At 58.1% G+C, this 13,968-nt stretch carries 14 protein-coding genes; 5 read left to right on the top strand and 9 right to left on the bottom strand.

Going from position 1 to position 13,968, the window contains the following annotated elements; genetic code table 11:
• Nucleotides 1–293: 293 nt before the first annotated feature.
• Nucleotides 294–1,787, bottom strand: a complete 1,494-nt coding sequence (locus tag MHZ97_RS16155; protein ID WP_239315028.1) for a carboxylesterase — start codon at nt 1,785–1,787, stop codon at nt 294–296.
• A gap of 427 nt (nt 1,788–2,214) precedes the next feature.
• Between MHZ97_RS16155 and MHZ97_RS16150 the strand changes: the two genes are divergently transcribed.
• Complete coding sequence (locus MHZ97_RS16150; RefSeq protein WP_239315027.1) at nt 2,215–2,571, top strand: hypothetical protein; 357 nt, start codon at nt 2,215–2,217, stop codon at nt 2,569–2,571.
• A gap of 50 nt (nt 2,572–2,621) precedes the next feature.
• Here MHZ97_RS16150 and MHZ97_RS16145 read toward each other — a convergent pair whose 3' ends face one another.
• Nucleotides 2,622–2,930, bottom strand: a complete 309-nt coding sequence (locus MHZ97_RS16145; protein ID WP_103796685.1) for a hypothetical protein — start codon at nt 2,928–2,930, stop codon at nt 2,622–2,624.
• Between the two features lie 111 nt (nt 2,931–3,041).
• Here MHZ97_RS16145 and MHZ97_RS16140 point away from each other — a divergent pair, with 111 nt between their 5' ends.
• Nucleotides 3,042–3,323, top strand: coding sequence for a VF530 family DNA-binding protein (locus MHZ97_RS16140; RefSeq protein WP_103796686.1), 282 nt, complete (start codon nt 3,042–3,044; stop codon nt 3,321–3,323).
• Between the two features lie 39 nt (nt 3,324–3,362).
• Here MHZ97_RS16140 and MHZ97_RS16135 read toward each other — a convergent pair whose 3' ends face one another.
• Both MHZ97_RS16135 and MHZ97_RS16130 read right to left on the bottom strand, forming a co-directional pair.
• Entirely contained in the window at nt 3,363–3,680 is a 318-nt protein-coding gene (locus tag MHZ97_RS16135; RefSeq protein ID WP_239315026.1) for a YciI family protein, read from the bottom strand.
• A gap of 200 nt (nt 3,681–3,880) precedes the next feature.
• Nucleotides 3,881–5,332 (bottom strand): flagellin, encoded by a 1,452-nt coding sequence (locus MHZ97_RS16130; protein ID WP_103796687.1) that lies wholly within the window; start codon nt 5,330–5,332, stop codon nt 3,881–3,883.
• Between the two features lie 190 nt (nt 5,333–5,522).
• Between MHZ97_RS16130 and MHZ97_RS22315 the strand changes: the two genes are divergently transcribed.
• Nucleotides 5,523–5,759, top strand: coding sequence for an FCD domain-containing protein (locus tag MHZ97_RS22315; protein ID WP_255729608.1), 237 nt, complete (start codon nt 5,523–5,525; stop codon nt 5,757–5,759).
• 83 nt (nt 5,760–5,842) lie between these two features.
• On the opposite strand, the gene MHZ97_RS16120 is transcribed toward MHZ97_RS22315, so the two are convergent.
• Genes MHZ97_RS16120 through MHZ97_RS16100 form a run of 5 tightly spaced genes read right to left on the bottom strand, consistent with a single transcriptional unit; the run spans nt 5,843 to nt 11,997 of the window.
• On the bottom strand, nt 5,843–6,850 hold the full coding sequence (locus tag MHZ97_RS16120) for a substrate-binding domain-containing protein (protein ID WP_239315024.1): 1,008 nt from the start codon (nt 6,848–6,850) through the stop codon (nt 5,843–5,845).
• 36 nt (nt 6,851–6,886) lie between these two features.
• Nucleotides 6,887–7,906: an ABC transporter permease gene (locus tag MHZ97_RS16115; RefSeq protein WP_374044253.1), complete on the bottom strand. Its 1,020-nt coding sequence runs from the start codon at nt 7,904–7,906 to the stop codon at nt 6,887–6,889.
• Nucleotides 7,907–7,939: 33 nt separating this feature from the next.
• Nucleotides 7,940–9,445: a sugar ABC transporter ATP-binding protein gene (locus MHZ97_RS16110; protein ID WP_239315022.1), complete on the bottom strand. Its 1,506-nt coding sequence runs from the start codon at nt 9,443–9,445 to the stop codon at nt 7,940–7,942.
• On the bottom strand, nt 9,442–10,959 hold the full coding sequence (gene xylB / locus MHZ97_RS16105; protein WP_239315021.1) for a xylulokinase: 1,518 nt from the start codon (nt 10,957–10,959) through the stop codon (nt 9,442–9,444). The genes MHZ97_RS16110 and xylB overlap by 4 nt, the downstream gene beginning before the upstream one ends.
• A 3-nt stretch (nt 10,960–10,962) precedes the next feature.
• Nucleotides 10,963–11,997 carry an NAD(P)-dependent alcohol dehydrogenase gene (locus tag MHZ97_RS16100; RefSeq protein WP_239315020.1) on the bottom strand — a complete coding sequence of 345 codons (1,035 nt, stop codon included), beginning with the start codon at nt 11,995–11,997 and terminating at the stop codon, nt 10,963–10,965.
• A gap of 221 nt (nt 11,998–12,218) precedes the next feature.
• On the opposite strand from MHZ97_RS16100, the gene MHZ97_RS16095 reads away from it, so the two are divergent.
• Nucleotides 12,219–12,761, top strand: a complete 543-nt coding sequence (locus tag MHZ97_RS16095) for a D-lyxose/D-mannose family sugar isomerase (RefSeq protein ID WP_239315019.1) — start codon at nt 12,219–12,221, stop codon at nt 12,759–12,761.
• A gap of 83 nt (nt 12,762–12,844) precedes the next feature.
• Nucleotides 12,845–13,846 carry a LacI family DNA-binding transcriptional regulator gene (locus MHZ97_RS16090; RefSeq protein ID WP_103796694.1) on the top strand — a complete coding sequence of 334 codons (1,002 nt, stop codon included), beginning with the start codon at nt 12,845–12,847 and terminating at the stop codon, nt 13,844–13,846.
• Nucleotides 13,847–13,968 lie beyond the last annotated feature (122 nt).

Raw genomic sequence — 13,968 nt, 5'->3', positions numbered from 1 at the left:
TACCCTTTTCTGCCCGTGAAACCCAGGTATCGCTGCGCAGGCCGAGCTCGCCGATAAAATCTTCTTTCACCTTCAAAGCCGAAACCCTGCGCCAGACGCAACAGGGTCACCTGTCTGACGTCCGCTTTTACCTGTCAGAGATATTGGCCGCCTCACACATAAAATCGCTGCCGCTGCGTTATGATTAGCGGGTAACACACAGCAACGTGTTGCCTACGAAATCAAGAATCTAAAGACACGCTCTCTGTTGCCCGCCCTGCGCGGGCTTTTTTTGCAGCCTCTTCCGCCCACGATTACCGGCCGATACAGGCAAGATAATCCGCCTCGCCGCTGCAGGCGATCCGCGCGTTAACACGCGCCATCATATCGCTAAAAAAGGGACTGGAAGTGGCGCGCATAAACGTCTCCGGGCCGACCGTCAGGCTGCTGGTTTCGCCGCGCAGCGAGAGCGTACCCAGCGAAATGCCGTAGCGGTTCTTCTCGCCAGGCTGTTCGCCATAGAGGTCGTCGCTCAGGGGAAAGGGCACGGCAATATGTGACAGCGAGAACATATCCCGTGGCCACGCCAGATCCAGCGGCTCGACCCGCTCCTCCACCTCGCCCGCCTTAATGGTACGCGCCTCGGTCTGATAAGTGACGGGCGAGCGGTTGGTGATCACGGTTGCCGCGTAGGCGCGCGGCGCGGCAGGCAGCAGGCGGCTAACCGCCGAGGGAAGCGGCGCGCGGAACAGCGCGCTCATATTCGCCGCCTGATTGATATCGAAAATCACCAGACTGCTGCCGTTGCGCGGCAGATAATGATAGAGCGCATCGACCACCGCGCGAGTGCTGACCGTAGCGTCCATCACCGACTGAAAGGTGAGCACAGGCGCCAGCGCGCTGATCTGCCCGCTGCGCGCCGCCTGTACAATCTGCGCCTGCAGCGCCTGCGTCAGCAGCCAGGACTGGCGCGCGGCATTGACGGGAAACGAATTATATTTAAAGGGGTTATATTCCGGCAGGACGTTGAGCCAGGCGGTTCTGGCGAAGGCGGGAAACAGCGCGGGCCAGCCCGCGACCCCGGCGAAGCGGGCATAGCCGGTAACGCCGATCATTGGCGACAACAAAACGATCTGCTGCGGCGCGCGCAGATGGCTGTCGCTCAGGCTCTCAAGCGCATATTTCATCGCCAGCGCGCCGCCGTTGGAATAGCCCACCAGATGCAGCGGCCGCTGCACGCCCGCCAGCCGGGTCGCCTCCCGCACCGCCAGCCGGGTGACCGCCATCCAGCTCTGCCAGTTAACCGCGGTAAGCGATCCCGGCGCCGTACCATGTCCCGGCAGACGCGGCACAACCGCGACAAAGCCGCGCTGCTGATAATCCTCCGCCAGATAGCGCATGCTGTAGGGCGAGTCGGTCAGGCCGTGCAGCAGCACAACCGCGCCTCGAATCTCCCCTTTAGGCATCAGGATAAATGAACGGTTCCAGTCGGTGTGGAAGCGCGCCGGGTAGACCGCACTGCCGGGATTAAAACGGTTCAGTGCGTTTTTATCCTTATCGCTCAGCGTATCGTTCAGCTCCGCTTTCATCTGCTGAAAGATGCGCGCCTCCCGTTGCTGATAGTCAGCGAAGCTGGCGCGATCTGTCTCATCAGCCGACAGCTCATCGGCAACCCAGCGGTGCCAGCTGTGCAGCGCCGCGCCCTGCTCCGACTGATAAATACGGCCAATAAAGAACACCAGCAGCAGAACAGCGAGGCCGATTAGCGCCCGTCTGGCCAGCGTTATGATTGTGTGATGACGCGCCATCTGATTATCCCTTAGTAAACTGCCGCAAATTGTGGATCAGAAGCTGCGTCACAACCAGAGCGGCACCTGTTTTTTACCGTTAATCGTAAAGCCCACCCTCTTTAAAAAAAGTAATAAGCACGCCCGGCATCTTTGGATTTTTTATCCTGCCCGCCCCGCTTAATATCCTCCGAAGGCGAAGAAAAAAGCGTATGACGGGCGCGTTCCGGCGTGACGCAAAAGTGTGCGCAGCAGCACAGCGGCATTTTTTAAATCCACCATAGTTACAGGTTAAATTAAAAAGAAATCCTCTCCTGAATAATAATCTCCGCATCTGGTAAATAATCCGCCATCTCATATACTCATTTTATGCGGCGGGCGGCGAAATTAACCCGCAGGCTAAGCAGTCCGACTCTGGCGTTATTTAGATCTGACGGGGAGTATTCCGATGCGTAATTTCAGGTTACCGCTGTTGATCGCCCTGGTTCTTCTAAGCGGCTGTCAGACCACGCCGCAGGAAGCGAGAATGAAATCCGCTGACTTTCATCAGGCTAGCGGCCGAAGCGCCAGTGAGTTAAGTGAATGCATTTATCGTGGCTGGTCATCCACCGAGGTAGTGCAAAAAGATAACAGCACTCACCTGGAGCATGAAAACCAGAGAGTCACGGTATATACCTGGGAGAACTCGATGTTTGCGGATGTATATAAACGCGGCGCCGGATCGGAGGTGCGTTTTTATAAAACCTTCAGCATGGGGCCGGAAGTGCTTGCCGACCGCAGCCGTATTGTGAAACGTTGCGCCTGAGCGTCATTATTTCGGCTGGCCGATCCCAGCCGAATACCCTTTAACTAGCGTCAGCGACGGCCTTTAATTACCGAGGCTTTCCAGCTGAAATCGCTGACCTCGCTCTCTTTCATCGCTTCCGGTTTCTTTCTGCGCGTCGGGCTCTTTTTGGCTTTCGCGGCCAGGGCTTTTTCTTTCGCCAGCTTTACGCTCATAATCTGCTGCCGGGCTTCGGCGGTAAACTCTTTCTCTTTTTTGACGTCGGGCTCTTTGCCGGTGCGCTGGCGATACTTTTCGATTAACCCTTTTAAAACGCCGTCTACCGCCAGCCGTTCATCCGGGGTGAACTGGTCGATGGAGATCATCTTTTTATCGTTCATAGCGTATCGTCCTGAGTAAATTCACAGCGAAGAGTGTACGCTGAATAGTGATTGATTGCTGCTGCTTCGGCTTTCTTGTACCCTTCCCGGTCCATATAAAGAGGACTTTTTATGACCGATCATCGCGCGAAAGACCCGCTGCACGGCGTCACCCTTGAAATGCAGGTAAATGCGTTAGTGGCGCGCTTTGGCTGGCCGGAACTGAGCAAGCGGATCAATATCAACTGTTTCAAGAACGATCCCAGCGTTAAGTCGAGTTTGAAATTTTTGCGTCGTACGCCCTGGGCGCGCGCCGAAGTTGAAGCCCTTTATCTCGACTCGCTAAATAAACCTGCTGCTAAAGCCAGCGCCGAGCCGGCATTTAATCCCTGGACGGCTGGCCGCGATAAGTAACCGGGGCGCTGCCATTGCCTGCGCAACAGGAGAGAGCACTCATGCGGCAGGCGATGGGGAAGAGGCTTCTGCCAGCATGTCACTAAATGCCAGGCTCCAGGAGTGGATCTCCACGGAAGCCCTTAATCCGTGAACCCAGAAAGGATCGTCTGCAAAAATGCTGAAGGCATCATCTTCTGTTGCGGCTTCAACCACCCACAAAGCGCCCACGGGTTGATCGCTGTGCTTTTCACGTAGCGATCCGGCGATCTTTATGACATCTCTTTTACGCTGCAGCCACGCAATATGCGCGTCGAAATAGCGTTCTCTGACGCTTAAATGAGCTGAACGATCGGTAAAACGAATAACGAATAGCATGGCTTGCCCTCTTGTCTGCACCTTGAACCCTATCCCGATAAGCGCTTCGTACAATAATATAAATTGACCTGCTAAAGGCGGTTTATCTTTGCTGGAGCCAGAGGAAGAGAGAGGAAGAGGGAGAAACCATCCCTGGTTATCTGGAAGAGAAAAAAGAGGGGCGTTAACCAGCGAGATGCCAGCTAAACAGCAGCAGAAACTTAGCTGCGCAGCAGCGCCAGCACCATGTCGGGCGTCTGGTTGGCGATTTTCATCACCGCATTTTGACCCTGTTGCAGGATCTGTGCCTGTGCCAGGCGGCTCGCCTCCTGCGCATAGTCTGCATCCTGAATGCGACTGCGCGCCGACTGCGTATCGACGCTCTGCTGCGCCAGCACCGTTCGGTTCGATTCGTAACGGTTAATTTTCGCGCCGTAGTAGGAACGGTAGGCGCTGACTTTCTCCAGTGCCGCATCCAGCGCTTTGGTGGTAACGGAAATATCGCTGCTGGTTAACAGCGTGGTATTCTTCAGCCCCAGCGTTTTCAGGTCAGCAGGCGTCGGCTTCAGGGTATCGGTCTGCATCTGCTGACCAAAATCGGCGCTGGTCACCACGTCAAAATGTTGACTCTTCAGGGGCGGCACCGCGGGTACGGAGACCGGCTCTGGCAGCTCTCCCCAGGTGAGCTGGCTGTTAAAGGAGCCGTTGCCTACCACCACCACGATCAGATCTTCGGTGACCTTATCCAGGCTGATGCGCTCCAGCGGGTTGCTCTTGATGGTGCCGTTGTTGTAGTCGCCGGTTGCGGTGTCCTCATAACGATCGCCATCGCCGCTGTAGCGGATGGTCATACCGTTGTAGCTCATTGAGGCGCTGCCGCCCAGCGCCCAGGTCGCTCCGCCCTGCAGCAGCTGGGAATCATCATAGGCGGCGCCGCTGGCGAAGCCGTTGGCGCTGGTCAGCAGCGACGCCGTTGCGGTAGCGTCATCGGTAATGCCTTTGCTGGTCCAGGTGAAATCGGGATCGCTGCCGTTGATCGGCGTGCCCACCAGATGCTTACCGTCGCGCGTGAAGAGCTGCAGGTCGTCATCCTGGGCCAGCGAGTCGATGCTAATAGTAATGTTAGTGGCGCCCGCCGGAATATAGGCCAGCGGCACCACCCCGGACGTAAAGCTGTAGCTCTGATTGGCGACGGGAAACCGGTTTTTAATCGGCTGTACGTTGCCCAGCAGCGCAGGCGGCAGCTCCGGGTCATCCGTTGCCAGCGGATACTGGCCAAAGATCTCCGTCTGCTCGGAAATGTCGGTGATGCTTGCCAGAATCTGCTGATATTCGTTATTGACGCTGGCACGGTCAGCGTCAGAGAGCGTGCCGTTGGCCGCCTGAACCGCCAGGCTTTTGGCGCGAATAAGCCGCTCGCTGACGGTACCCAGGCTGCTTTCAGCGGTTTGTGCCAGGCTGATCGCATCGTTCAGGCCGCGCGAGACCACGCTGTCCGCCTTAACGTTGGCCGTCATTCGGTTGGCAATCGCCTGCCCCGCCGCATCATCTTTGGCGCTGTTGATACGTGAGCCTGATGAGAGCCGTTCGATAACCTGCTCCAGCACTGACGAGCTGCTATTCATCGAATTACTCGTCAGCGCGGCAAATTTGTTATGGTTTATTGTTAACATAGCCGCTACATACCTCATGGAAACTGTATGATTTATCGGCATGGCGCAGGGTGGCTTTAGCGGCGAACCCAGCAAACAGGCCGCGTGGCGGCCTGTTTGCCTTTAAGTGGCTGATCGGGAATTGATTTAAATTGCAAAAAAAATTACAGTTTTTTTGCAGGATCGTAGCCTGCGGCTGACGGCGACCCTAATGCCGAGCGCCAGGCTGACACAGAGCGATACCCATAGCGTACTGCCGGTCTCTTTAAAGAGGGGTAATAGTTACGGGCGCGCAGCAGCTGGCAGTGATGCCGGCAAGGGTATCGATAAGATGATTGCCGAGCATAACGAAATTATCGCGGCGCTGGCGTCAGGAGACAGGCGGCGCGCCGCCGACGCGGCGCGCGCACATAGATTGTCGTTCAGGCGGGCCTTGCTCTCTGCGTGATGCGGTGAGAGGCGCGGCTTGTGAGCGGACGCTACGAAACTGCGTCCAGCGGGTTAATCATGCAGGCGCAGATGCAGCGCCTGTTATTTACGCGCATCCAGCAGCTGCTGCGCATTCTCCGGCGTTACCACCGTCCAGGGAATGTAATAGTGTTTGCTGGTGCCGCCGTTCCAGTTCAGCTCTTTCGCGTACTGTTTCCAGATGTCGGACTGGGGCTGATAGCTCTCGCCCTTCGCCGCGCGCATGGCGACGTCGATAGCGCCCTGCATCTGGCCTTTCGCATCCTGCAGAATCGAGACCATTTCGCCCGCCTGAACCGCATGGATGGCATCCGATACGCCGTCGACGCCGGCGATAGCGAAATCTTTCACGTTCAGGCCAGCGCCCTTGATCGCCTCGATGGCGCCCAGCGCCATTTCGTCATTCTGGCCGATAACGCCGTTGATTTTACCGCGATGTTTCTGCAGCCAGTTTTCCATCAGCGGTTGCGCTTCGGCGCGCGACCAGTTGGCGGTTTTACGTTCCAGTACGGTTACCTGGCCCGCGCCGCATTCGGCAATGGCTTTATCGTTGCCTTTGCCGCGCTGGATTTCGCCGCTGCCCCCTTTCGGCCCTTCGATAATCACCACGTTGACCTTCTTCGTTTTGCACTGCAGCTTGTCCAGCACCGCTTTGGCTTCCAGATAACCGCCCAGCTCATCGTTGGAGACCACTTCCGAGGTCATCTCTTCGGTATTTAGCCGGGCGTTAGTAACAACAACCGGAATTTTCGCCTCGTTGGCGTTGGTAACGATGTCGATATTGGCTTCAAAGTCCATGGGATTGACGATAATCGCGTCAGCGCGCGTCTGAATGGCGGTAGCCGCCTGATCATTTTGTACCGAGGCGTCGTAGCGTCCGTCATAGAAGGTCAACACCGCATCGCCGCTTTTTACTGCCGGATGCTCTTTACCGTAGCGTTCCATCAGCTGCACAAACTCCGCTTTGTTGCCGTACATCAGCACCGCGATTTTCACCGGCGCGGCCTGCGCCACCGCCATGTGGCCCATCATCATTGCCGAGGCGAGCAATGCAATTTTGGTCATTTTCATTCTTATCTCCTGGTCGGTTTTTTTATATATGCAGGGTTAATCGCGCTGTTGTTTACGCGACGGGTCGAGCAATACAGCCACTACAATCAAGGCGCCTTTAATGATCTGCTGGTAATAGGACTGCACGCCCAGCAGGTCGAGGCCGTTATTCATCACGCCGATTATGAGTACGCCGAAAAAGGTGCCAGGCAGCGTGCCGACGCCGCCGGCCATGCTGGTGCCGCCAATGACCACGGCGGCGATGGCGTCCAGTTCATACCCCGCGCCGGCGCTGGTCTGGGCGGATCCGGTGCGGGCGGTGAGGATCAGCCCGGCAACGCCCGCCAGAGCGGCGCACAGGGTATAAACCAGCACCTTGATGCGCACCACGTTAATGCCGGAGGTCCGGGCGCTTTTGGGGTTGCCGCCTACCGCATAGATATAGCGGCCGAAGATGGTTTTATTAAGCAGCAGCCAGGCGAGGCCAAACAGCACCATAAAGATAATCACCGGTACCGGAATGCCCGCCATATAGCCATTTCCCAGCCAGCGGAAATCGCGGTTCAGCTGCGAGACCGGGTTGCCGTCGGTGGTGAGCATCGCCAGCCCGCGCGCCGCTGACAGCATGCCCATGGTGACGATAAAGGGTTGCAGACGATAGCGCGCCAGAACCGTACCGTTAATCAGGCCGCAGACGATGCCGATGCCCAGCGCGATAATTAGCGGCATCATAACCGCATGGGCGGTATCGCTAATTGCCAGTCCGCTGTTGCTGGTGGCAAAGCGCGCGGCGACGATGCCGCTTAGCGCCAGTACCGACCCCACCGACAGATCGACCCCGGCGGTGATGATGACAAACGTCATACCGATGGCGAGAATGCCGTTGATAGAGACCTGGCGCAGAACGATCAGCATATTTTCATTGCTGAGAAAGTAGTTGCTGGTCCAGGCGCCTTTCGCCACCTGCACCTCGCCAATGGCGGCAACAATCAGGCAGAGCACGAAGAAGGCGATAATGATGCCGTACTTGTGCATACGGCGCTTGTTGCGCGTGAAAAACGAAACCCCGGGTGTCATAGAATGCGTACCGTTCATCTTGTTCTCTCTCTGTTATACCGCCAGCTTCATCAGCTCGGCCTGAGTGGCCTGCGCCGCGGTTAATTCACCGGCCAGCTGCCCGTCGCGGAAAACCAGAATGCGATCGCTCATGCCGATAATCTCCGACAGCTCGGAGGAGACCATAATTATCCCCTTGTTTTTCAGGGCAAATTCCGACATAAAGCGGTAGATCTCTTTTTTGGCACCCACGTCGATGCCGCGCGTAGGCTCATCCAGCAGCAGCACGTCGGGATCGAGCAGCGCCCAGCGTCCCAGCACCACTTTCTGCTGATTGCCGCCGCTCAGGTTGCCAACAATCTGATCGCCGTCCGGGGTTTTAACGTTAAAGCGCTTAATCATCTCGCTGGCGCGCGCCCGCTCCTGCTTTTCATTGATAAAGCCCGACCGGCTGATGGCGGCAAAAGAGGAGATATTGATGTTCTCGCTGACCGAGCGACAGAGCACCAGCCCCGTCTGCTTACGGTCTTCGGTGACGTAGGCGATACCGCATTTGATCGCCTCTTTGGGCGAGTGGCGACCAAGGGTTACGTCGCCCAGCTGAATAGTGCCGCTGTCGGCGTGATGGATGCCGAAGACCAGGTCGAGGAACTCGCTGCGTCCCGATCCCACCAGGCCATAGATCCCGAGGATTTCGCCGCGCTTCAAATGCAGGCTGATATCGTTGATCTTGTTGCGCCAGCGCAGATTTTTCACCTCCATCATCACCTCCTCGCCCGGCTGGTTGAACTTGGCGAACTCGCTGTCATACTCGCCGCCGATAATGTGTTCAATCAGCTGCTCGCGGGTGATGTCGGCGATAAATCCCTCATGGATATAGGCGCCGTCGCGAAAGATGGTGTAGCTATCGGCGATCTGGAAAATTTCCGACAGCCGGTGCGAGACATAAATGATCCCTTTCCCTTTTTGCGCCAGCCGGGTGATGGTCTGAAAAATCTTCTGCGCATCCTCTTCCCCAATCGCGGAAGTGGGCTCGTCCATAATGATAATGTCGGCGTTCGCATGGGAGAGCGCCTTGGCGATCTCCACCAGCTGCTGCTCGGCCACGCTCAAATTGCGCATTTTCTCCGTGGCGGAGATATGGAAGTCCAGCTCCTGCAGCAGATCGCGGGTGCGCTGGTTCAGGGTGGCGAAATCGACGAATCCGAGACGGCGCGGCTCGCGCCCCAGCCAGATATTCTCCGCCACGGTGAGATCGGGAATGGCGCTCAGTTCCTGCTGCACAATGGCGACGCCGGCGGCCAGCGCCTCTTTAGGATGATGAAACTCGCAGCGCTCGCCGTTAATGAAAATGCTGCCGCCGTCGGGCTGAATAAAACCCATCAGGATGCTCAGGAAGGTCGATTTTCCCGCGCCGTTGCCGCCGCACAGCGCGTGGATCGAACCACGCCGCAGGGCGAACTCAGCGTTTTTCAGCGCCACGACCGGACCAAAGGCTTTTTTTACGCCGGTCACTTCCAGCAGATAAGCCGGCTGCTGCGTTTGCGGATCGCGTGTCACAGTGAGACCTCCGGGTAAGCCTGTTGCAGGCGTTGCAGGTAGCGTTGGTAAAGCGCGTCGTACTGCAGCTGGCGTTCGGCGTCAGGCTCGGCGCGGGTAGACTCATCAGGCGAGACAAAACGCCGACAAAGATCGTTCAGCACGCTGTCGGCCTGCTGATGCGGCCCATCGGCCAGCGCGGTTGCCCACATCGCCTGAATCGCACCGCCCAGCGCCGCCGTCTCCTGCACCTTGAGGCAGACCACCGGGCAGCCCATTACGTCCGCCACAATCTGTCGCCAGCGCGGGCTGCGCGATCCGCCGCCGGTGAGACGGATTTCCTGCGCCGCGATGCCCTGACGTCGAAACAGATCCAGGCCGTAGCGCAGACCGTAGGTAGCGCTCTCCACCACCGCCCGGCAGAGGTTGGCGCGGGTAAAGTTATCGCTGTCGAGGTTATGCAGGCTGGCACGCGCATGGGGCAGCGGCGGCACGCGCTCGCCGTTGAAGAACGGCAGCATCTCTAATCCGCCTGCCCCTGGCGCGGCCTGCTCCAGTAGCCGGTTGAACCCCTCGATATCCTCTTCCAGCAGCGCCTGCACCGAGGAGGTCGCCGAGGTGACATTCATGGTGCAAATCAGCGGCAGCCAGCCGTTGGTGCTGGAACAGAAGCCGGCAATCGCCTCTGAATCGGCAACGACTGGCGTATCGGACCAGGCGAACAGCGTGCCGGAGGTGCCGAGACTCATGGTCACGGTGCCAGCCGCGATATTGCCGGAGCCGATCGCGGCCATCATATTGTCGCCGCCGCCGGTGGCGACGCGCGTGGCGCGCGAGAGGCCCAGCTTTTCCGCCGCTTCTGAACGCAGCGTGCCGATACAGCTTTCGGCGCTTTTCAGCGGCGGCAGCGCCTCCCACAGCCGTCCGCTGTCGTCGATAAGCGCCACCGTGTGGCGGTCCCATTCGCGGGTGCGCACGTTCAGCAATCCGGTGCCCGAAGCGTCGCCATACTCCGCAACCCGTTCCCCGGTGAGCCAGAAGTTGAGGTAGTCGTGCGGTAGCAGCACCGTGCGCAGCCGCGACCAGAGCTCAGGATGCTGCTGTTTAAACCAGATGATTTTCGAGGCGGTATAGCCGGTGGCGACCGTTAAGCCTAACTGCGCCAGCGATCCGCTTACGCCGCCCAGCTGCGCCAGCAGCGCGGCGTTTTCTTCAGCGGTTTCGGTGTCGCACCATAGCTTAACGCTGTGCAGCACCTCGCCCTGCTCATCCAGCGGCACAAAGCCGTGCTGCTGACCGGATACCCCCAGCGCCTCGATCCGGCGCGCATCGACGCCCGCTCGGGAAACCGCCTGATGGAAAGCCTCGATCAGCGCCTCGATCCACCACACCGCCTGCTGCTCGCGCCGGCCGTTAGAGTCGCTGATCAGGCGGTGCGCAGCGCTGCCCTCGCCGAGAATTGCGCCCTGCTCGCTGTCAACGATCACCACCTTGGTGCCCTGGGTTCCGCAATCAATGCCCGCATAGAGCGACATGGGCTACTCCATTTCCAGCATGATTTTGATATCAGAGGGGTTTCCGGCGGCAGCGCGCTCAAAAGCGGCGACGCTTTCGCTGAATTTGTAGGTCTGACTGATCAGCGGCTGAACGCGCAGCTTGCCGCTGCTCAGCAGACGCAGGGTGCGCGGATACATATTGGCGTAGCGGAAAATGGTCTTGAAGGTAATCTCTTTCGCCTGCGCGGCCACGATATCCATCGGCGCCGCGTCGATCGGCATGCCGACCAGCACGGCGGTCGCGCCCGGTGCGGCATGCTGCGCCAGCGTGGCGATGGCCGGTTTGGCGCCGCTGCATTCGAACACTACGTCAGCGCCGTTGCCGCTGGTCAGCGCGGCGACTCTGGCGGCCAAATCACCGCTTTTGATATTTACCGCGTGCAGCCCCTCGTAGTTGGCGGCAACCGCCAGCTTCTCATCGAACAGGTCGCAAATGATAACGTCTGAGCAGCCGCCTGCGAGCGCCGCCAGCGCCGTCACGACGCCAATCGGGCCAGCGCCGATCACCAGCGCGATATCGCCTGGCTTGATGCCCGCTTTTGTCGCGGCGTGCATACCTATCGCCAGCGGCTCTACCATCGCGCCTTCCGCGAAGCTGACATTATCGGGCAGTTTGAAGGTAAACGCACCGGGATGAATAACGGTTTCACGCAGGCAGCCGTGTACCGGCGGCGTCGCCCAAAAACGCACGGCGGGATCCAGGTTATAGATGCCGGCGCGCGACTGGGCAGAGTTGAGATCGGGAATGCCCGGCTCCATGCAGACGCGATCGCCGGGCTTTACGTGCGTGACATTTTTGCCGGTAGCCAGCACTACGCCAGACGCTTCATGACCCAGCACCATCGGCGCCTCAACCACAAAAGGACCAATGCGGCCGTGCTGATAGTAGTGGACGTCGCTGCCGCAGATGCCAACAGAGTGGATTTTGATTTCGACGTCGTTATCACCGAGCGTTTCGTCAAATTCGCGATCTTCAATGGTGATTTTGCCTGCTTCAGCCAGAACCAATGCTTTCATTTTATGCCCCCAGTAAGATCATTCTAATGGTATCGATATCATTTATCTGCGGCGATACTGTCGTAAATAAAGCGGTAAAACTGTGATGATTGTTAAAAAATCGCCATTAAGGCAAATCAGCAAACCCCATATCAATGAGTAACATTGACAGCGATCACAGATTATCTGCGGCTGGCCTGCAATAAATGTTATCGATACCATCATGATGAGTTGAGGAAGCGATGATCGAAACCCGTAAATATGTGCAGCAAACCCTGGATGCACTGCGCCAGGCCAGTATTACGCTGACGCAGGATGAGCAGCAGCGCATTGAGATCGCCACGTTTGGGCTGCCGGATTACCCGGCTTCCGGCCTGCAGTTGCTGACCTACGTCAACTCGCCGCGTTACTGCGCCAAAGAGCTGGTGCTGTTTCCCAGACAGACCTGCCCTGAGCATCTGCACCCGCCGTTCGAAGGGACGCCCGGCAAGCAGGAGACCTTTCGCTGCCGCGCGGGCGAGGTTTATCTCTTCGTGGACGACAGCAGCCTGACGCAGAATGACGCCGGCGGCGCGCCGGTTTGTCGCGTGCCGGAGGGAAGCGAAGAGTGGTACACCTGCACAGCCTACGTTTTGCTGCGCCCTGGCGAGCAGTACACCATTGCGCCCAATACGCGCCACTGGTTTCAGGCGGGGGATAACGGCGCGGTGGTCTCTGAGTTCTCTTCAGAGAGCCGCGATGAACTCGATATTTTTACCGATCCACGCGTCAACCGGCTGGCGTAACAATCAGCATTAGCTTCGCACCCCAGGATCTGTCATGATTTGTAAATGATACAAAATGATATGGTTTAATTAAGGAGCCGCAATTGGCAGCAGGTCGGGGACGAAAGGCGACGCTGGCAAGCGTCGCCGCGCAGGCGAACGTCAGTAAAATTACCGCTTCCCGGGCATTTTCTCAGCCAGAGAAAGTGCATCCGGAAACTCTGCAACGCATCCGCGAGACGGCAGAGCAGCTTGGCTACGTCGTCAATACCGCCGCGCGCAACCTGCGGGCGAAAGCCAGTAAAACTATCGGCATCGTCAATCCTGATATGGCTAACCCGTTCTTTGGCGGGCTAACGCGGCTGATGACGCTGGAAGCGCAAAAGCTGGGTTACGACACGCTGGTGTTTGACTCCTGTGAATCGCAGGAAGCGGAAGACCGCATTATCGACAAGCTGATCGGCTACAACGTCGATGCCATTATCCTCTCCGTGATATCCAACGACGTTAACTATCATCCCGCCTATATGAAGCGGCTGGAAATTCTCAATATTCCCGTTGTGCTGGTGGATCGTGAGCTGCAGGCGTCGCACTGCAGCGGCGTCTATATCGACAACCTGGACTGCGGTTTGCAGACGGGGCGCTGGCTGTTAGAGCAGCAGGCCAGCCGCGTCGTCGTGGTTTCGGGGCCGGAGAATTCCAACGTTGCGCGTGAAAGAGTGACCGGTTTGCAGGCGGCGCTGCAGGGCAAGGTGGCGTCGCTGGAGATTTTGCACGCCGATTTCTTTATGGACGCCGCCTGGCGGGAAACCAGCCGCTGGCTGAGCAGCCATGCTGCCCCGGACTACTTTGTCGGCTGTAATAACCAGATCTCGCTGGGCATTATCAAAGCCTGCATTGAGCACAAGCTCCGCCTGATGGAAGAGGTCAGCCTTTTCAGTATTGACCATCTCACCCACGCCGAGATTTACGGTTTCCATTTCCCCTGCGTCACCCACGATCTGCAGGAGATCGCCTGGCAGGCGCTGAATCTGGCGATCCGCCGCGTGCAGGACCCCGACAGCAAGCCAGGCAAGGTTATCGTGCGCGGCAGGATCGCGCCATAGCGCGTGAGCATTCGGCCTGTGGGCTGGCGATCCAGCCCAGGGCCTAAGCTGACTGATAAGCGCGGAAGCCGGTTTTACTGACAGCGCGATCGCCTGGCTGAAGCCAGAGACGATTTATCTGA

It is taken from the genome of Pantoea sp. ACRSC, assembly GCF_022346785.1.
In the GTDB taxonomy this organism is placed as follows: domain Bacteria; phylum Pseudomonadota; class Gammaproteobacteria; order Enterobacterales; family Enterobacteriaceae; genus Pantoea; species Pantoea alvi.
Note: the sequence above shows the minus strand (reverse complement) of the source record. Positions and strands in the feature narration are given on the sequence as shown.

Excerpts from the sequence above, each read along its gene's own strand:
- MHZ97_RS16135 (WP_239315026.1), bottom strand. The coding sequence starts at position 3,680 with ATGCTATTCGTTATTCGTTTTACCGATCGTTCAGCTCATTTAAGCGTC.
- MHZ97_RS16120 (WP_239315024.1), bottom strand. The coding sequence starts at position 6,850 with ATGAAAATGACCAAAATTGCATTGCTCGCCTCGGCAATGATGATGGGC.
- MHZ97_RS16130 (WP_103796687.1), bottom strand. The coding sequence starts at position 5,332 with ATGTTAACAATAAACCATAACAAATTTGCCGCGCTGACGAGTAATTCG.
- MHZ97_RS16150 (WP_239315027.1), top strand. The coding sequence starts at position 2,215 with ATGCGTAATTTCAGGTTACCGCTGTTGATCGCCCTGGTTCTTCTAAGC.
- MHZ97_RS16140 (WP_103796686.1), top strand. The coding sequence starts at position 3,042 with ATGACCGATCATCGCGCGAAAGACCCGCTGCACGGCGTCACCCTTGAA.
- MHZ97_RS16095 (WP_239315019.1), top strand. The coding sequence starts at position 12,219 with ATGATCGAAACCCGTAAATATGTGCAGCAAACCCTGGATGCACTGCGC.
- MHZ97_RS16155 (WP_239315028.1), bottom strand. The coding sequence starts at position 1,787 with ATGGCGCGTCATCACACAATCATAACGCTGGCCAGACGGGCGCTAATC.
- MHZ97_RS16100 (WP_239315020.1), bottom strand. The coding sequence starts at position 11,997 with ATGAAAGCATTGGTTCTGGCTGAAGCAGGCAAAATCACCATTGAAGAT.
- MHZ97_RS16145 (WP_103796685.1), bottom strand. The coding sequence starts at position 2,930 with ATGAACGATAAAAAGATGATCTCCATCGACCAGTTCACCCCGGATGAA.
- MHZ97_RS16115 (WP_374044253.1), bottom strand. The coding sequence starts at position 7,906 with ATGACACCCGGGGTTTCGTTTTTCACGCGCAACAAGCGCCGTATGCAC.
- MHZ97_RS22315 (WP_255729608.1), top strand. The coding sequence starts at position 5,523 with ATGCCGAGCGCCAGGCTGACACAGAGCGATACCCATAGCGTACTGCCG.
- xylB (WP_239315021.1), bottom strand. The coding sequence starts at position 10,959 with ATGTCGCTCTATGCGGGCATTGATTGCGGAACCCAGGGCACCAAGGTG.